Origin of the sequence: Pseudocalidococcus azoricus BACA0444 (assembly GCF_031729055.1) — a bacterium.
Taxonomy (GTDB): Bacteria; Cyanobacteriota; Cyanobacteriia; order Thermosynechococcales; family Thermosynechococcaceae; genus Pseudocalidococcus; species Pseudocalidococcus azoricus.
On record NZ_JAVMIP010000003.1, the window covers coordinates 176,794 to 193,439 of the forward strand.

At 46.3% G+C, this 16,646-nt stretch carries 18 protein-coding genes and 2 pseudogenes; 6 read left to right on the forward strand and 14 right to left on the reverse strand.

Features of this window, described 5'->3' with window-relative positions:
- Positions 1–129: 129 nt before the first annotated feature.
- Both RIF25_RS05585 and RIF25_RS05590 read right to left on the reverse strand, forming a co-directional pair.
- Positions 130–480: a DUF5615 family PIN-like protein gene (locus RIF25_RS05585; protein ID WP_322877560.1), complete on the reverse strand. Its 351-nt coding sequence runs from the start codon at positions 478–480 to the stop codon at positions 130–132.
- A complete protein-coding gene (locus RIF25_RS05590; protein WP_322877561.1) occupies positions 477–800 on the reverse strand; it encodes a DUF433 domain-containing protein in 324 nt (107 codons plus the stop codon). The genes RIF25_RS05585 and RIF25_RS05590 overlap by 4 nt, the downstream gene beginning before the upstream one ends.
- 226 nt (positions 801–1,026) lie before the next feature.
- Between RIF25_RS05590 and RIF25_RS05595 the strand changes: the two genes are divergently transcribed.
- The 3 genes from RIF25_RS05595 to RIF25_RS05605 all read left to right on the forward strand — a co-directional run bounded on the left by RIF25_RS05595 (position 1,027) and on the right by RIF25_RS05605 (position 3,920).
- Positions 1,027–3,039 (forward strand): proline--tRNA ligase, encoded by a 2,013-nt coding sequence (locus tag RIF25_RS05595; protein WP_322877562.1) that lies wholly within the window; start codon positions 1,027–1,029, stop codon positions 3,037–3,039.
- An 81-nt stretch (positions 3,040–3,120) separates the two neighbouring features.
- Positions 3,121–3,411, forward strand: coding sequence for a type II toxin-antitoxin system TacA family antitoxin (locus tag RIF25_RS05600; RefSeq protein WP_322877563.1), 291 nt, complete (start codon positions 3,121–3,123; stop codon positions 3,409–3,411).
- The gene (locus RIF25_RS05605; RefSeq protein ID WP_322877564.1) at positions 3,402–3,920 is read left to right on the forward strand and encodes a GNAT family N-acetyltransferase; all 519 of its coding nucleotides are present in this window, start codon (positions 3,402–3,404) and stop codon (positions 3,918–3,920) included. Before RIF25_RS05600 ends, RIF25_RS05605 begins: the two co-directional genes overlap by 10 nt.
- Positions 3,921–4,210: 290 nt before the next feature.
- Here RIF25_RS05605 and RIF25_RS05610 read toward each other — a convergent pair whose 3' ends face one another.
- The 9 genes and pseudogenes from RIF25_RS05610 to RIF25_RS05645 form a co-directional block, all read right to left on the reverse strand.
- The gene (locus RIF25_RS05610) at positions 4,211–5,077 is read right to left on the reverse strand and encodes a hypothetical protein (RefSeq protein WP_322877565.1); all 867 of its coding nucleotides are present in this window, start codon (positions 5,075–5,077) and stop codon (positions 4,211–4,213) included.
- Between the two features lie 189 nt (positions 5,078–5,266).
- The gene (locus tag RIF25_RS05615; RefSeq protein WP_407682337.1) at positions 5,267–6,733 is read right to left on the reverse strand and encodes a Fic family protein; all 1,467 of its coding nucleotides are present in this window, start codon (positions 6,731–6,733) and stop codon (positions 5,267–5,269) included.
- A 295-nt stretch (positions 6,734–7,028) separates the two neighbouring features.
- On the reverse strand, positions 7,029–7,220 hold the full coding sequence (locus RIF25_RS05620; protein WP_322877567.1) for a hypothetical protein: 192 nt from the start codon (positions 7,218–7,220) through the stop codon (positions 7,029–7,031).
- A 415-nt stretch (positions 7,221–7,635) separates the two neighbouring features.
- Positions 7,636–7,875, reverse strand: coding sequence for a DUF4351 domain-containing protein (locus RIF25_RS17155; protein ID WP_407682338.1), 240 nt, complete (start codon positions 7,873–7,875; stop codon positions 7,636–7,638).
- A gap of 57 nt (positions 7,876–7,932) precedes the next feature.
- Positions 7,933–8,441 (reverse strand): annotated as a pseudogene (locus RIF25_RS17160) (DUF2887 domain-containing protein); the annotation flags it as partial.
- A gap of 104 nt (positions 8,442–8,545) precedes the next feature.
- Positions 8,546–9,568, reverse strand: coding sequence for a DUF389 domain-containing protein (locus RIF25_RS05630; RefSeq protein WP_322877568.1), 1,023 nt, complete (start codon positions 9,566–9,568; stop codon positions 8,546–8,548).
- Between the two features lie 32 nt (positions 9,569–9,600).
- A complete protein-coding gene (gene lipA / locus RIF25_RS05635; RefSeq protein ID WP_322877569.1) occupies positions 9,601–10,479 on the reverse strand; it encodes a lipoyl synthase in 879 nt (292 codons plus the stop codon).
- Positions 10,480–10,616: 137 nt separating this feature from the next.
- A complete protein-coding gene (locus tag RIF25_RS05640; protein WP_322877570.1) occupies positions 10,617–11,345 on the reverse strand; it encodes a Bax inhibitor-1/YccA family protein in 729 nt (242 codons plus the stop codon).
- 171 nt (positions 11,346–11,516) lie between these two features.
- Positions 11,517–12,272 carry a DUF2232 domain-containing protein gene (locus RIF25_RS05645; protein ID WP_322877571.1) on the reverse strand — a complete coding sequence of 252 codons (756 nt, stop codon included), beginning with the start codon at positions 12,270–12,272 and terminating at the stop codon, positions 11,517–11,519.
- A 152-nt stretch (positions 12,273–12,424) separates the two neighbouring features.
- Here RIF25_RS05645 and RIF25_RS05650 point away from each other — a divergent pair, with 152 nt between their 5' ends.
- Positions 12,425–12,937 (forward strand): CAAD domain-containing protein, encoded by a 513-nt coding sequence (locus RIF25_RS05650; RefSeq protein WP_322877572.1) that lies wholly within the window; start codon positions 12,425–12,427, stop codon positions 12,935–12,937.
- Between the two features lie 53 nt (positions 12,938–12,990).
- Here RIF25_RS05650 and RIF25_RS05655 read toward each other — a convergent pair whose 3' ends face one another.
- Positions 12,991–13,224 (reverse strand): hypothetical protein, encoded by a 234-nt coding sequence (locus RIF25_RS05655; RefSeq protein WP_407682339.1) that lies wholly within the window; start codon positions 13,222–13,224, stop codon positions 12,991–12,993.
- A gap of 295 nt (positions 13,225–13,519) precedes the next feature.
- Here RIF25_RS05655 and RIF25_RS05660 point away from each other — a divergent pair, with 295 nt between their 5' ends.
- Entirely contained in the window at positions 13,520–14,074 is a 555-nt protein-coding gene (locus RIF25_RS05660; RefSeq protein WP_322877574.1) for a DUF922 domain-containing Zn-dependent protease, read from the forward strand.
- 48 nt (positions 14,075–14,122) lie between these two features.
- On the opposite strand, the gene RIF25_RS05665 is transcribed toward RIF25_RS05660, so the two are convergent.
- A complete protein-coding gene (locus RIF25_RS05665; protein WP_322877575.1) occupies positions 14,123–14,623 on the reverse strand; it encodes a single-stranded DNA-binding protein in 501 nt (166 codons plus the stop codon).
- 74 nt (positions 14,624–14,697) lie between these two features.
- A pseudogene (locus tag RIF25_RS17165) lies at positions 14,698–14,984 on the reverse strand (hypothetical protein).
- 142 nt (positions 14,985–15,126) lie between these two features.
- On the opposite strand from RIF25_RS17165, the gene RIF25_RS05675 reads away from it, so the two are divergent.
- Entirely contained in the window at positions 15,127–16,587 is a 1,461-nt protein-coding gene (locus RIF25_RS05675) for a phosphoglucomutase/phosphomannomutase family protein (protein WP_322877577.1), read from the forward strand.
- Positions 16,588–16,646 lie beyond the last annotated feature (59 nt).

Genomic DNA, 16,646 nt, shown 5'->3' on the forward strand with positions numbered 1-16,646 from the left:
CTCTAACAGTCTTTTTGCATCTTAACTGAACCTTGTCAACCAGAGTTTGTTGATTGAACACCAGCTTCCTGATTTGAGCACTGCTGTTTCTGGTGCGATTGTAAAATAGTTGTATTTAACATTTTGGCCCTACAAGGGTAGATAAGCAATTCGATTGATCCAATCTGTCGGTTTTGACTTTTGCCATATTTGAATGAGTCCATCAATTGCGGCACTGATCGGCATACTTTGTAGGACGATAATTACACCTGAACTTTGATCATTCATCAGAAACTTGGCGAAATGAACTGGCATCGTCCGTTGGTCATGGGAGATCAAAACTCGATTTTCATCGGCGGCTAATCTTAGAACTTCAAAATCACTTAAACCCTCTAGCTTGCCCATGATTGCTGTTTGAAAATCTATCGTTGGCTCAGCCCTTAAAACACCGGTTACAATTCCATAATTCAAGTCTGCATCCGCTTGAAATTTAAGTTTCATCCTTCGGGGGCCGGGGTACTAGATATTTGCTGGTACAGTTCAGCATTAGTGTCCCTGGCTTGTTTCTGTAATTGCTGGAAGATCTCGATTCCTTCATCTAAGTAAGCATCAATAATTTCTTGATTACCCAGATAAAATGCAATAGAGCCATACACTTCTTCTAAGCTTAACGTTGGCAAAGCTGCAACAATACTTTCCGGTGATGCTCCTTGGCGAAATAGATAAACGATGGAGTCTAGAGAAACCCTCTTTCCTTGAATTTGATAACAACCTGCATTTTTGCTAATGTATTGTTTAGATTTTGTTACTGCCTGAGTCATTGGAAATTTGAAAAAATATGTTTACAAACTTATTCTAATATAGATTAAATTATATGGCAGTGACTCAATCTTTTCAAGTTGATGTAGTCTATTAGCCAGCCTAGGGATTTGCAAGGTATTATCAAGGCCCTAATGCTTTCCTAATTCATCCCCAACCTGAAATGAATCAGGCGATGGAGTGATAGATTTATAGAAATGAAAGCCAAATGTCAAGGATTATTGCCCTATGCGTCTCTCCCAGATGCTGTTTGTTACGCTGCGTGAAAGCCCGGCCGAGGCCGAAATTCCCAGCCATAAATTACTATTGCGGGCCGGATATATTCGCCGAATTGGCAGTGGGGTTTATGCTTATCTGCCCTTGCTCTGGCGGGTTTTGCAAAAAGTCAGTGCCATTGTCCGGGCAGAAATGAATGCCACTGGGGCCACGGAATGTTTACTCCCCCAAATTCAACCGGCAGAACTGTGGCAAGAATCGGGCCGCTGGGATACCTACACCAAAGCGGAAGGGATTATGTTTGCCCTGACAGATCGCCAAGGTCGGCAACTGGGCCTGGGGCCAACCCATGAAGAAGTGATTACGGCTGTGGCTCGAGACATGATTCGCTCCTATCGTCAGTTACCGCTGCATCTCTATCAAATTCAGTCCAAGTTTCGGGATGAAATTCGCCCCCGGTTTGGCTTAATGCGCGGCCGGGAATTCATTATGAAAGATGGCTATTCCTTCCATCCCGACACCGACAGCCTCAAGAAAACCTATCAAGAGATGTACCAGGCCTACAGCAATATTTTGACGCGCTGTGGGTTAACCTTCCGGGCTGTAGAAGCCGACTCTGGGGCGATTGGTGGGGCCGGTTCCCATGAATTTATGGTCTTAGCCGATGCCGGGGAAGATGAGGTTCTCTACACCGCTGATGGGAATTATGCCGCCAATGTCGAAAAAGCAATTTCCCGCCCCACGGCTGCGATTCCTTCCCAATTTACAACCTATGAAGAGCGACCGACACCGGGTACGGATACCATTGAGAAACTTGTTCCGTTTCTTCCATGTCACCCTAGTCAGGTTGTGAAAAATATCCTATATGAAGTAACTTTTTCTGAGCATGAGATTTTGTTGGTCTTAGTGAGTATTAGGGGAGATCAAGAAATTAATCTTGTCAAATTGCAAAATGCTTTGTCTCAGTCGGAGGAGTTAGCTCATACAGCCTCTTCGACTATTATTTCTATTAAGCTTTCGGATGAAGATGACCAAAATAGATGGGCAACCAAACCCCTACCAGTTGGTTATATTGGCCCTGACTTGTATGATGGCTTTATAAGAAATCCCAAGGTTGACCTGAACAACTTGAAAAATCTCCTGAAGTCTAAGCTTAACTCTAGTGAGATTGATAAAGTGATTAAGAAAGTCCAGAAACAAGGCCAAGAAGAGTATTCTCTCTGGGACATTCGAGCAAATATAAGAGCATTAGGTAGTCTGAACTCTCTAAGTCGCTCTAATGCTGTTGGTGAACTAGATAAAGAATTGGGTAAATTACCACGTCCTCGATTTATTCGGGTGATTGATGAAACTGCTGTTGACTTAAAAAACTTTATTACCGGAGCAAACAAACCTAGTTATCATATTGTCGGAGCCAATTGGAACGTGCAATATCCCTTACCCCAAACTGTGGTGGATGTCCGTAAAGCCCAGGCCGGAGATTTAGCCGTTCATGATCCCAGTCAAACCTTGCAATCGGCGCGGGGGATTGAAATCGGGCATATTTTCCAACTGGGAACAAAATACTCTCAAGCCCTCGGTGCAACCTACACCGCAGAAACTGGCGAAGAAATTCCCCTCGTCATGGGCTGTTATGGGATTGGGGTTTCCCGCTTGGCCCAGGCCGCGGTGGAGCAATCCTACGATAAAGACGGGATTATTTGGCCCCTAGCGATTGCCCCCTATCAGGCGATTGTGGTGATTCCCAATATTTCCGATGCCCAACAAGTGGAAGTTGCCACCCAACTCTATGAAGAACTTAATGCGGCTGGAATTGAAACCCTGTTAGATGATCGGGATGAGCGGGCCGGGGTCAAGTTCAAGGATGCGGATTTAATTGGGATTCCCTTTCGGATTGTCACCGGCCGGGCCTTAGCTCAGGGCAAAGTCGAAGTCGTCAAACGGGCCAGCAAAGAGTCTGAAGAAATTGCGATTAAAAAGGTGGTGGAAACCCTCGGGGCCTGGTGTGGCAAGGTCTCGGCTTGATCCGATGGAGTCGTTGTATTGATATTGTGTGGACATATTTCTTACACTAATGAGTATCCCCGGTCTTGAGGAAAATCAATCATGCCCGCAGCATCACAGGGATCCGAATTAACTAGAGATGTGACGATCAATATTCGGGCCAAGCAAAGTCAACGAGATTTAATTGATCATGCGGCCCAAATCCAGGGCAAAAGTCGCTCAGAGTTTATGCTGGAGTCTGCTTATCAAAAAGCCCAAGATGTCTTGCTGGAGCGTAATTTCTTTGGCCTGGATGAGAAAAAATTTCAGGAGTTTTTAGCCTTATTAGATACTCCACCTGTTGAGAATCAAAAATTAAAAACATTACTCTTAACACCAGCACCGTGGGATTAGCGCAAGACCCAAATAAACTGCGACCGCCTGAAAAACTAAATTCTTCACATCAAATTGCAGGGTTTAACTCAGGTAACAGTCAGCTAGACGATTGGCTTAAACAACGGGCGTTCAAAAATGAAGCAACAGGTGCATCACGGACGTATTTAGTTTGTGTTGGTGATGTTGTCATTGGCTACTATTGCTTAGCAAATGGTGCTGTGGCCCAAACAATCGCAACGGGGCGCGTTCGCCGAAATATGCCTGATCCCATTCCAGTGATGGTAATTGGCCGATTGGCAGTTGACCAGGCCTGGCAAGGAAAAAGAATTGGGCGGGCTTTGTTGCGCGATGCAATTTTGAGAACATTCCAAGCGGCGGAAATTGCAGGGATTCGGGCGATTTTAGTTCATGCAATTTCAGAGTCTGCCAAGCAGTTTTATGAAAAATGTGGCTTTATGGCTTCTCCCCTTGAACCCATGACCCTCATGATCGGGATTGATCAAGCTAAGGCTGAACTAGGTCTATGATTTCAAGTCATAAGAGTATTGAATTCCGTTTCGTTTGTTACTGCCCCGGCCTGGGCGCATGGGAAAGTGGAAGTCGTTTCTTAATCTTGTAAGCACTCGCATCACACACCCTTGCATTACCCAACTTCCAAGCAATCCCAGGTCATTAACTCTATCTGATTACCAAATCTACCTAAGAGTTGACAGAAGTTCTACCACAAAGAGGCAAGCAATCTAACGATTGTCTTCAGCGACCTCAGATCAGCTATCGAACTCAACAAGTAAGACCTTGTTCAGCTGTAACACGGTTGTTAGGCATCGCCTGCACCACTATCTATAAGACGTTCATGCTCGGACAGTAAGAATACAATATAAGAGCGAATAAGATTACAAAACAGGCGACCATCTGACAAACTGATTGGTTTACCATCTGTAAGGTCGATACCATGCCGTACTCCACCACCCGTCGGTGTTGAAAGATAACCGTGTAACTGGGAAGCCCAATCTAACACACGCTCAAGTGTCGTTCCTTGATGTGTTTTTCGGAGTTCTTTTGTAATTTCGTTAAAATACTTTCCTTTTATCGTTCCAGAAGCTAGAGGAATACCTTTAAAAACAGTTGAAATTGATTCCAATATCCAAAGCATTTCTTGAACTGCTTCGCGTGGTCTTTTTTCAGATAAAAGTTGTTCAGCACGGTTCAAAGATTCCTGAAGAAGTTGAACTGAAGATTCAGAAAATGTCGATGGAGTATTAGGTATAGAAATTACTTCTTGGGCTATATCTAACTTTCTCAATTCTGGAGGAGCAATCTGATATCCAATTTGATACTCACGGCAAATATCATTGATTAATTCTACATCTGGTGTATCGTACTGAGTATTTTGAAAACTCTGACAAGCATCGTAGAAGGCTTCTAGGAAAAGTGGTGGGTTAGTCGCCAGTTGCCGCATAAATGCTAGCAAATCTGTTTCGGCCCAACTCTCTGAAGAACTTCGATAGCTTGTTGAGCCTGCTGCACTGGCAAAGAAACCTTTAAAACGCTCAAAAAACCACCATCTATCTCCTTGGGCTGCAATCTTGCCAACGAGATCAAAAAATTCAGAAATAGCTGGGTCAGAAATAATTACGTCCTTTGAACGTGAAAAACGCCATGAGCTAGGGTATTTCAAGGGCATTTGTTTTTTACAAGTGACTAATAGTACCAATGATATTGGATTGATAATGATATCTAGGAAACTAGATGCCTAACGTTCCTGGTCAGCGGCGGCAGATCACTCTTGCGTCATAGCCAGGATCTTTATACCGTCCGCTGCACCAGGGTTGTTGTGCTGCGACACTGACCATACATCGCTAATCTGCCGTCTCTAAATACTCTTGTTCCAGTATTCTAAACCAGTCAAGATCACGTCCTCTAACCACTGCTTGAAACGTTCTAATAGGTTTTCTTCTTCATCTGCATAGGAAAACTGAAATGGGGAGTCCGTCAAAGACTGAATATCACTTATACTACGCTCGCCTTCTTCAGAATTGTCCCTATGATAAGCACAGGCAGTACATACAAGCAATCCTCGGTACTCATGCCCTAGAACATGAAATGAAATGAGAACTGCTGTTGATGCCTCTACATTTATAACTAATTGAATCCAAGTGTGATAGTTCCGAAGATTGGCAAAGTATCCCAACTGTTTAGCTGCTTCTACGACTTGGTATCGATGGTAATATGAGCGCGGATCGCCAGCAGGAGCAGAGATTGCAAAAACTTGTGCATCATCCACAAAATTCTGGACAGATATTTTAATCTCATCAGCAACATCTTGTAGACGATTAGAAGCTATATCAAACAATTTTGAGGCAAATCTTTCAGCTTTCTTACACCGTTCCTGAATAGACGCTGACTGATTTTGTTTTAACTTTTCAGCAATAGAAGAAATAATCACCTGAGTACGTCGTGCTTCTGACAGTACTTGCTCTGACAAACCAAGGCTCCTCAAGAAAGCTTGCTTTTGACTCTTAGCAAACAAATTAATTAAACTGGATAAATTACCTTGATCTGCTTCTTCTAAAGCCGTAATGTAGTCTGCTCGATCATCACGAGTAAGAATTAAAGGAAACCAACTAGCTTGGATAAATACTAAACTTGCTAAACAACGAGCAACACGACCGTTCCCGTCTTGAAATGGGTGAATTTGTGTAAATCGATGATGTAACCATGCAGCTTCAATCTCAGGAGGAACTTTTTGATCACGATGTTGGTGATGCAATGCAATTAGGACATCCATTTCAGATGCAACCTGTTCTGGAGGACAGTACTCATGAACGGAACCATCTGGTCGCAATGGATTGTTGGGTTGACGTTTCCAATCGCCTTTAATTAAAGAAACACGAAATATTTTGTCTGTAATTGGATATAACGCTTCTGTACTATCTTGACTCTGAGTTAGAAGTTGATGCAATTGTTTAATGTAGGAAGTTGATAATGTCCTCTGTCCGCCTACAAAATCAAACAATCCTTCGATCGCAGCTTCTTGGTCTTTAATAAGAGAAACCACCTGTTTGACCGGACGGTCTGTAGCTCCATGAGGAATTAGTGCTTCATTAATCCCCTGTTCAATCAGTAAACGAGTGATACCTCGATCTATCGTATACAAGCGCTCAATTATTCCAGTTTCAATTGCTATTTCTCTACGTAGCTTCTCGCTAAAAGTTTGAAACTCGCCAGATTGACGCAGACGATCTGCTTGCTCATTCCAAACAGTTACAAGCGGGGGCAACTCGGAGCTTGCCAAACTTTGCCAGTTTAACGGTAAATCTTCTATAGGTCGCCACAACATAAACGCTTGCTTATACCAACACTCAGAAAGCATTGTAGCAATACTGAACATAGACCGTCCTTCTTTGGCTCAGGCTTTTCCTATTTAGAAGATTTTTAATACTGAGAAAGGCTTTTACGGTTATGCACCCACCAGCCATCTAGCAGCACAACGACGAAGATGAGCGGTGGCATATAGCTTTTACATGAACATCACCTCCTTTTACCATCCGCTCCATCGACTTGTTATGCGGCTGACAACTTACTGGAGATCTCTATTTATTGCTGTAAACAAGCAATTCTTGCATTAATATCGTTTAAGCTGTTTTTGGGACAACAGTGTAGCCACTGACATACTTTGTGCCGTCAGGCAATGATATCCATAGCCACTCGACATCTTCATCATCACCTATTTCAACGCTAATGACGCGATTAGCTGGTACTTGAGAGGATGACACTAATGCTGGTTGAGGCGCAAACACTGTTCGCTTTTGATTATCTTCTGACATAATCATTTATCGCAGCTAAAGTATGCCCTCATTCTAGACAATTAATTATTGGTCAAGCATCCTCAGTTAAGTGGCAAATTATTAAGTATTGAAACATCTGCAAAATCTAGCAGTGGACTTAACTCTGAGCACAATCCACCAGAACTTGCCAATTATTCTTCATTCAAAGACTTACGACTGACTTGGCAACTCACACCCCACAGATGCCTCCTCAGTAAACCCTCACCGATAACTGAAGCTGCATAACTAGGTATTAGACAGAAAAATTCCGTCTAAAAGTACGATTAAGGTGTTTGGGTTGAATGTCAGGTTCACACTCCAATACTATCCATAAAAAGATTATTTTTGTTTTGATGAGTATCCATGCAAAGTTGAGTTTTGAGACTTTGCTGTGCTAACAAATCATCTCTGTTTGCTACAAATGCCTTGCAACCAACCAGGCCTGTAAGTCTGAAATATTCTGAAAGTCAAGTAGTGCTTTACCAAGTAAATCTAACTGCTCAGAAGATAAAGATTTAATCTGAGACTCAAGAGAAACATCAATAGTCCCTATTTTATAATCTAGTTGACGGATAATCATTTGCGATTCACCTTCTCTAAAAACATCTTGATAAAACCTAGTGTGGCTAAGGTCTTCTGCTTGTAGTCCGGGCATTTTGCGAATTTCCTCCAAACTTAAATCAGGAAACTTATTCCCTAATATAGCCTCAATCAAATCTAGCCATTGGGTAAAATCAGGGGTGTTGGCTACGGATTGAACGAGGCTTTGAGCAGCTTCGGCGGTTTGGGATGTCTCGATGACGATCAACTGTAATAAAGCCAGGCCTGGGGATAAATTAACGGCTGTAGCCAAATCCTCTAGATATAATTTCTGCACCTGCTGTTTTAAATACAGTCGATAGGGAACATCAACACCAAGCTCTTGTTGCCGAGAAGCCAGAATCAGTAAACCCCGCCAGGACCGGACAACTTGATATTGATGCAAATAGACATGAACCTCCGCAAAAAATCGGCCATAAAATCCTGCGTCTGGCTGCATTTGAGCTTCAATAAAAATAATCGGCAGGCCTGGGTTCCCATCAACTGCGTAAACACACCATCAATCCGATATTCCGATTCCTTAATAACCGGCGCACTATATTCAAAATCACAATTTGCTGGCAAGCCAGGGATTAATTCCGTAATCAAACGAGTCTGAAATAGAAAAATTGCATAAAACAATTTGTCTGTCCTTATTTTCTATCTCAATATGATTCAAACGAAATTGCGATTAGTTCAGATATTGGCAACCCTCAGGGCCTGGTGCAAGGCTTCACAGAGGTAGCTCAGTTGGCAGTTGGCGAATCACTGGTAACTTCTTCCACATTAGAAAAGCGAAAGACTAACCGCAGAGGCTGACCCATTTCTCGGGAAATAAACTGCTGGAGTAGTTCAACCTGATTAGGGGTCACGGGTTCCGAAGCTCGGACATCCAGATTCACCGTTGGCGGGTCGGTACTCCAATTGGTCTCCATCCGAAATAGATCCAGGCGTTGAAAGGTTAAGGTTCGATTCACTAAGGCACTGCGGATATTGGCCTCAAGGCGGTTTTGCCGAAGCAGACGACCAAAACTGATCCCTAAAGGAATAACCAAGAGGCCGGTTAAGATCACGCCAAGGGCAATCGGTCGCCGTCCTTTTTTCAGAGAGACATAACCGGAGAGCCAAAACACCACCATACAGGCAAAAGCAATACCTAAAAGGTTAGTTAAGTAGAGGAGGGTCGCCCCCCGCGCCAGGCTGAGGTTGGTTTGGGCCAGGCCCAGGCCAATGGTACAAACCGGTGGCATTAAGGCAACAGCAATGGCGACCCCCGCTAAGGTACTGGAGATTTTCGGCTGCACCAAGGCATATCCCCCCACAGCCCCAGCGGCCACCGCAATACCCAAGTCCAGCAAATTGGGTTGGGAACGGGCCATAATCTCACTGCCATAGATGGGAATGCTGGTAATTAACCCCAGGCTAGAGGAGATCACAATTGCCGTAAACGTACCAACAACAATTGCCGTACAAGCAAGGCGAAAGAGAGCTAAGTCCCCAATCAAAACCGCTAAAGCCAGGCCGCGAATCGGCATCATCAAGGGTGCAACAATCATCGCCCCAATAATCACGGCTGCACTATTACTCAACAGGCCCAGCGTAGCAATCAGACAAGAACCCACAATCAAAACCAGGTAGGAAATATCGGGATCACTCTCATGCCACAGGAGGGCGCGCAGTTGGGTTAATTCCTGACTCGAAGCTCGATTCCGGCGAAAATGAATTACTTGCTCAACCAGGCCCTGCCAATAGCGCATGAATTGACTCATTCGGAATCGCCTCAGAGAGATCAGGGAGCAGTCTAGGGACGGCTACGGGGATATTGGGTCATCAGACGGCGGACTTCTTCGGCATGGTAGGAGCTACGGGTTAAGGGGGATGAAACGACCTGTAAAAAGCCTAAGGATTCCCCTAAGGTTTGCCAGGCCTGGAACTGGGCCGGGGTAATAAATTCAGCCACGGGCAAATGCTTCGGACTGGGTTGGAGATATTGCCCCAGAGTAAGAATGTCACAATCCACGGCCCGTAAATCCTGCATCACAGCTTCAACTTCGGCGTTTGTCTCCCCCAGGCCCGCCATCATGCCCGACTTGGTATAGATCCAGGGAGCCTCCGCCCGGACACGCTTGAGTAATGCCAAAGTTCGCTGGTAATCCCCTTGGGGACGGGTTTTGCGGTACAGGCGGGGGACAGTTTCTGTGTTGTGATTCAGAACATCAGGCTGGGCCTGGAGAATTAAATCAAGGGCTTGCCAATTGCCGCACAGATCGGGAATCAACACTTCAATGGTGGTCTGGGGGGAACGCTGCCGGACTTCTTGAATACAGCGGACAAACTGACTCGCCCCACCATCCGGCAGATCATCGCGATTCACCGAAGTAATAACGACATGATTGAGATTTAGACGGCCAACCGCTTCAGCTAATCGGATCGGTTCGGTAGCATCGAGGGCCTGGGGTTTCTTCTCAAAATCAATATCACAATAGGGACAAGCACGGGTACAGGCCGGCCCCATGATCAAAAACGTAGCTGTGCCTTGATGGAAACATTCGCCAATATTAGGACAGGAGGCTTCTTCACAGACCGTATTCAGATTTAAATCGCGGAGCAAGCTTTTCACATCTCCCACCCGTTGCCATTGGGGAGCCTTGACCCGCAGCCAATCTGGTTTAACTGCCATACCGTTTCCTGTCTTAACCATCGTTCACCCTAGTTTAGCAAACTCGGTCTTTTTATAGTTTTAAGCTAAAAAATAAACCGGAGAGAGCAATCTCCCCGGCCAGTTGGGTGTTAATTATTTTCAGTCAATCCTGAGCCTTAATCCCGCCCATTCAAGGCAATCAACAGTCGCAGGATAAAGATAAACAGGTTGACATAGGTCAGGTACATGGACAAGGCCGCAGGCAGATATTGATCATCTTGATAGGTACGAGGGAGCACATAAAAGTCCACCACCGCGGCCCCCACAAACAGGATCACCCCAATTCCAGAAATGGCAATTTCGAGAAAGGTGGGCGTGAAAATCCCAAAAACAGCAAAGAGAACCTGAGCCAAAATCACCACAAACAGGGCGATAATCCCCAACTGGATCGTCTTGGTTAGGGCCATGCCATCTTTATCGGACAAATTGGAGCCAATCGGCCGGGCCGCAATAAAGGTCACGCCACAGCCAAGGGCCGCAATCCCGATGCCACCAATGCCGACCCCCTTAGTTTGGAGAGCCACAAATAATAAGCCAGCCAAGGTATAACCTGTCAGCAAACTATAAGCTGCCAAAAGAGGTAATGCTGCCGCCTTATTCCCAGACTCAGCCACACCACGAGCAACAAAGAACAAAATCAGGGAAGCAATAATCGCCACGATAAAGGTGGGCATGAATAGTTGTGGAGCCGAGGAAATGACCCCCAGGCCACCCCAGGCCCCAACCGATGTTAAAACTAAGCCACCTCCGACAAAGGGCAGGGCATTGGCAATCACACTGGGGCCAATGATGGCACTACTTTGGGCCTGGCGAATCGCGTCCCGAAAATTACTGGTACTACTCACCGCAGTTCTCCTTGGTTACGCACGACTTGGGAGTTAGATATTTTTTATTTTGCCATATTCATCTCAGCCAGGTCAGCCCGACTCCATACGGAGAACCGCCCTTCGTCAGGGTTTATTCATGGGGATTCACGCATCTTTCTTGATCTGAGGGGCTAATTGCCCTCGGGTATCTTAGACATCTCGATCAACTAAAACTGTCTCTAACCAGGCCGGTGGATCGGGGATGGGATTCCCCAGCCGGGCCAAGAGCCGCCAAGCTACCATATGCACAATCAACGCATAGATATAGGATTGGCAAAAGACTAGAACTACCGCCGTGGCCTGAATTAAGCCAAAACTGGGAATCAGCAAAATCCCCAATTGCACTAACGCCCAGTCCAAAAAGCTGGTGACTTGTTGGTTGACGTAAATCCAGAGGTTTTCCCCCAGCAACGCCGACACCACCAGGATCTGAAAGAAAAAGCCAATACTTCCTAGAACCGCTCCCCAGAATAGGGAAATGTGCCAAGGTGCTTTTCGTTTCCAGAGTCCCCCTAACACTACGCCGAGAATTCCGTGAGGCAACAGATATTGAAGACTGCGAGGCGGCCCCATCAAAACTGAGAGTAACAGGGCACTGACAATAGCCCCCATCCAGGCCGCCCGCCGATGCCACCGTAAATAAATTAGCGCTACGGGAATTGGGAAGAAAATCCTTAATAGGGGCCCCGCTGGAACATAGAAATTGATCAGCCAAATTAAAGCCGCAGCACTGGCTAAAAAGGCAGTTTCGGTAATAACCAGGGTGCGTTGAATCTGTTGACGAATCAGGGCCTGGGCATAGTCTGGATCAGAAATGGTTGCGGTACTGAGTTCTGAACCAGGCCAATCCTGATCATCCAGAAAAGAATCATCTCCATCCTCCGGCGTGGGGGGCAGGGAACTCATGGGGCAGGAATGACAAAAACCAGAGGACTTTTCAGCATTTCTCCATCTTAGACGGTTCAGCTATCCAGACCAACTCCAGGCCAAAGAGGGTCAATAGTTCCCGAGGATGCTATAGAATATGCCAGGTATAGCATTGGGTGAGGCCAAACTGGATGAGCGAAACTTACGACTTTCATCAACCTTCTGAGCACCAAGGTCATGAAGCAGACCCCTCGCCTGTGGATGCTGCCCCAGAAGTCAGTTACGCTGAACCTGCACCCTTAGCCATTGAAACTGAGCCGGGTCCAATTGCCCCCATTGCCCCAGAACCTACCCCAGCCGGGATGAGTGATGAGCAAATGCAGCAAATTCGGGAAAAACTCTACTGGCTCTTGACGGTTTTCCCAGAACAGGTCGGAAACTTCTTTGGTGAATACAAACAGCCCCTCACCACTGCGGCCATTGTTGTTGCCACGATTCCCTTTGTTGCTCTGGCCGTGGCGATTCTAGAAGTTATTGAGACCATTCCTCTCTTAGCTCCGACTTTTGAACTGATTGGGTTTGGCTTTAGCAGTTGGTTTGTCTATCGCTACTTGTTATTTGCCAAAAGCCGGAAGGAATTTGTCCAGAATATTGAGGACTACAAAAAACAAATTTTGGGGAGCATTGAACCCCCACAATCTTGAGGTCTTGGGCTGATTATCCATAAGCTTAACCCCTATCCCCGACTCAAGTGAATCTAGGCTTCGGATTGGGGATTAACCCGCTGGAGTTGCCAGAGAATTTGGTTCCCTTCTCGCCGAACTCGGGAAATTGCCCAATTGCGCCATGTCCATTCATCGCCGCGACTGGTAACTGCACTGGCATTGACATCCATCAAATCCGCAAGTTCTGAACTACTAATTAAGTACCCGGCATTGGCAATCGCATCGGCCACGTGCAAGGTTGTAATTAAGTCCACCAAATTTTGCATCCGTGGTGTAGTTGCTCCGCTGGGAAAGTTAGCTTCTGAGTAGTGGGGGAGTAATTCTGAGAGATTAGCCATCATGGTTTGTTGAACCTCATTTTTATGGCATGGTTAGTACCCCCTTTATAGCTTATCTAAAGATTTTTGTTAGGGCTTTCCTGGCCTAGTAACTAAGCCATGATTGGAGTATCTGGAACCAGCGATAAAATTGAAGCTACCGCCCCACTAATTCAGCTACAGGTAAGGATGGCCAATGGGCAAAGGCTGGCAGTTAATCCTGAGATTGAGCTTAGGTGTGATCTTGACTTTGCTCCTCAGTTGGCTTGGATTGGGCCAGGCCTGGGGAACATTCCCGATCATTCGCAGCCAAGTCAATTATTACGGCATCACCGGCAAAACCGCATCGGCCCTGCGCCAACAGATGAATCAATTGGGGCCCCTGGCTGAAAATGGCAGACGCTTTGATGCCTATACAAAATGGCACGTGGCCTGGCGGTATCGTTACGGCTCACTTGGGGGGAGTTGTCGAATGACATCTTTGACTGTCCATACTGACATCACCTACACCATGCCCCAATGGCAAAACCTTCAACAAGCACCCCGTTCACTTCAACAGCAATGGCAACGCTACTACCAGGCCCTGCAACTCCATGAAGACGGTCATGGTAATCACGGTCGTTCCGCTACCCAAGAAATTTGGCAACGTTTAAGCAACCTCACACAACCCACCTGTACTTCCATGAGTCAAATTGCCAACCAAGCAGCCCAGGGGATTATCAACCGTTACGCCCAAAAGGATATTGACTATGATCGCCAAACTGGCCATGGCCGTACCCAGGGAGCCGTTTTTCCCTAAACATAGGCAAAATTCACCCAGGAGATTTGCGAATTAAGTCAATCGCACTTAAAAAGGTAAATCATCTGGGGGTAAATCTGGTTCAACCAAGGGACGAGTTGCGGTGGCTGGTGGTGGGGGTACGGGTGCACTGGAGCGAGCAGGGGCAGCAGCAGCCACCGGGGAAGGAGAGACTGGCGTGACCGCAGATGCAGGTTTACTAGTTAGAGAAGCGGGTTCGGCCTGGCGAGTGACAATTTGGCCATCCCCCGTCAACCAATGAATCTTGCTCGCCGTCAGTTCAGCCCGCTTTTCCTTGAAGCCTTCCGGTCGTTCCCAGGTATTCATGTTCAACCGCCCTTCAATTAAGAGGCGATCTTGGAGCTTGCATTGGTCTTGCATTTGTTGAGCTAAATTACCCCAGCCAATTACCTTGAGGGTTTCGGGAGGATCTTCGGCCCGTTGCCCCGGAAACTGAACGATCATCGTGGCAATGGGAGTTTGATTATCTTGGGTATAGCGTAGTTCTGGCGGTTCAATGATTTCTGCCATTAAGACACAACTATTCATGGCCTTAAGTTCCAAGGAATCAGGAGCAAACTTAGTATAGCGTTAGGTTTGCTGGGAAAATAGCATTACCTCTGTCAGATGAAACAGGCGAAAGTTAGGAAACATTGACGGGCACAATCCTTTTGGGCTTTTAGCGTTTTTTCAATAAATCCCATCACCTTAGTCTGTCCCTTTTCTGATTCTGTGATGGCGTTCTGGGCGAGTTCTTTAAGGGTTAGGCATTTTGTGGCTTGGAGAAATTTTCTTGCCACTTGATTTCAGTCTCTATGTCTTCAAGCAGTTGCTTGGCGAGTTCATCTTGGATAGCTTCAGGAAGCTCTTTAGTGGTCTCTAGGACTTTACTGAACGGCGATGGCAACATCATAATTGACCTTTTTGAGTATAAAGCTAATTCAAAAGTTTAAAGTCAAGTTTTTGGCTAATTGCGATAACGGGGTTCCGATGCAGCAGCCATAATCCGGTATTTTGGAAGGGCGGATATTCACAATAGGCTAGGGTCAACCATGTTTTGGCAAGGCATTACCAGCAGCAGTCCAATCAAATTTGGGACTGATGGGTGGCGGGGAGTTATTGGCGCAGAGTTTACCTTTGAGCGGCTAATTCGGGCTGCCCAGGCCGCGGCCTTAGTCCTTGATACCACCTATGGCCCATCTAGCAAAAGTCAGCAAATTATTGTTGGTTATGATCGGCGGTTTCTGGCCGAAGAATTTGCCCAGGCCGTGGCGGAAACCCTGAAAGAATTGGGGTTTGATGTTCTTTTAGGGAATCAATTTGCCCCCACGCCGGCCTTTAGTTGGGCCGTTAAACAACACAAGGCGTTGGGCGCGCTGGTGATTACGGCCAGTCATAACCCCGGCATCTACTCTGGTCTGAAAGTGAAAGGGGCCTTTGCTGGTTCTGTGCCGCCGGAAGTGACCGCAAAAATTGAGGAGGAATTAACTCGTCCCCATCTCCATATCCAGGCCCGCACCGGCAGCATGACACCATTTGACCCCTGGCCAAGTTATTGCCAGGCCCTCCAGGAAAAAGTTGATCTACCGGCGATTCAAACTGCGATAAAAACCCATCACCTGACTGTTTGGGCCGATGTGATGCATGGCAGTGCTGCGGGGGGCCTGGGCCGAATTTTGGGAGAGCCAATTCAGGAACTCAATTCTGAACGAGATCCCCTTTTTGGTGGTGGCGCGCCGGAACCCATTGGCAAATATCTCCAGGCCAGTTGTGCCACAATTCGCCAGGCCGCCCAGGAAACCCAAGGGAAAACCGTTGGCTTGGTTTTTGACGGGGATGCGGATCGGATTGCGGCTATTGATGCTCAAGGGAATTTATTAACCGCCCAACAGTTAATCCCAATCTTGATTGATCACTTAACGGTGCAGCATGGCTATCGAGGCGAGGTGATTAAATCCATCAGTAGTTCTGATTTGATTCCCAAGGTGGTAGCCTTACATGGTCTCAGCCTCTATGAAACCCCAATTGGCTTTAAGTACATTGGTGATCGGATGCTTATGGGTGAAGATGTCCTTTTAGGAGGGGAAGAATCCGGTGGCATTGGCTATGGCAACCACACTCCTGAACGAGATGCCCTGTTGTCAGCACTTTATGTTTTGGAGGCGGTGGTTAAGTCGGGCCTGGATTTAGCGGCTTACTATCAGTCTCTCCAAGTCAAAACGGGGTTCACCTCCTACTACGACCGGATTGATCTGCATCTGCCAAATTTAGCCGTCAAGGATAAACTGCAACATCTCCTGGAAACCAATCCACCCCAAACCGTTTTCACAACCCCCGTTGAAAAATTACAAACCATTGATGGCTTTAAGTTCCATTTAGGGGATCACGGTTGGTTATTAATTCGGTTTAGTGGCACGGAGCCGTTATTGCGCCTCTACTGCGAAAGTACCTCCCCGGAGCAAGTACAGGCCACCCTCAATTGGACCAAGGCTTGGGCAGAAGCAGCCAGCTAAGAAATGGAAAATTCATCATGAATGTTGCTAATTATTAAGTTTCATGCAGACTTGACCAA

Coding starts and splice junctions, on each gene's coding strand:
- RIF25_RS05585 (WP_322877560.1), bottom strand. CDS start 480: ATGAAACTTAAATTTCAAGCGGATGCAGACTTGAATTATGGAATTGTA.
- RIF25_RS05590 (WP_322877561.1), bottom strand. CDS start 800: ATGACTCAGGCAGTAACAAAATCTAAACAATACATTAGCAAAAATGCA.
- RIF25_RS05595 (WP_322877562.1), top strand. CDS start 1,027: ATGCGTCTCTCCCAGATGCTGTTTGTTACGCTGCGTGAAAGCCCGGCC.
- RIF25_RS05600 (WP_322877563.1), top strand. CDS start 3,121: ATGCCCGCAGCATCACAGGGATCCGAATTAACTAGAGATGTGACGATC.
- RIF25_RS05610 (WP_322877565.1), bottom strand. CDS start 5,077: ATGCCCTTGAAATACCCTAGCTCATGGCGTTTTTCACGTTCAAAGGAC.
- RIF25_RS05615 (WP_407682337.1), bottom strand. CDS start 6,733: ATGTTGTGGCGACCTATAGAAGATTTACCGTTAAACTGGCAAAGTTTG.
- RIF25_RS05620 (WP_322877567.1), bottom strand. CDS start 7,220: ATGTCAGAAGATAATCAAAAGCGAACAGTGTTTGCGCCTCAACCAGCA.
- RIF25_RS17155 (WP_407682338.1), bottom strand. CDS start 7,875: ATGCCCGGACTACAAGCAGAAGACCTTAGCCACACTAGGTTTTATCAA.
- RIF25_RS05630 (WP_322877568.1), bottom strand. CDS start 9,568: ATGAGTCAATTCATGCGCTATTGGCAGGGCCTGGTTGAGCAAGTAATT.
- lipA (WP_322877569.1), bottom strand. CDS start 10,479: ATGGCAGTTAAACCAGATTGGCTGCGGGTCAAGGCTCCCCAATGGCAA.
- RIF25_RS05645 (WP_322877571.1), bottom strand. CDS start 12,272: ATGAGTTCCCTGCCCCCCACGCCGGAGGATGGAGATGATTCTTTTCTG.
- RIF25_RS05650 (WP_322877572.1), top strand. CDS start 12,425: ATGAGCGAAACTTACGACTTTCATCAACCTTCTGAGCACCAAGGTCAT.
- RIF25_RS05655 (WP_407682339.1), bottom strand. CDS start 13,224: ATGCAAAATTTGGTGGACTTAATTACAACCTTGCACGTGGCCGATGCG.
- RIF25_RS05665 (WP_322877575.1), bottom strand. CDS start 14,623: ATGAATAGTTGTGTCTTAATGGCAGAAATCATTGAACCGCCAGAACTA.
- RIF25_RS05675 (WP_322877577.1), top strand. CDS start 15,127: ATGTTTTGGCAAGGCATTACCAGCAGCAGTCCAATCAAATTTGGGACT.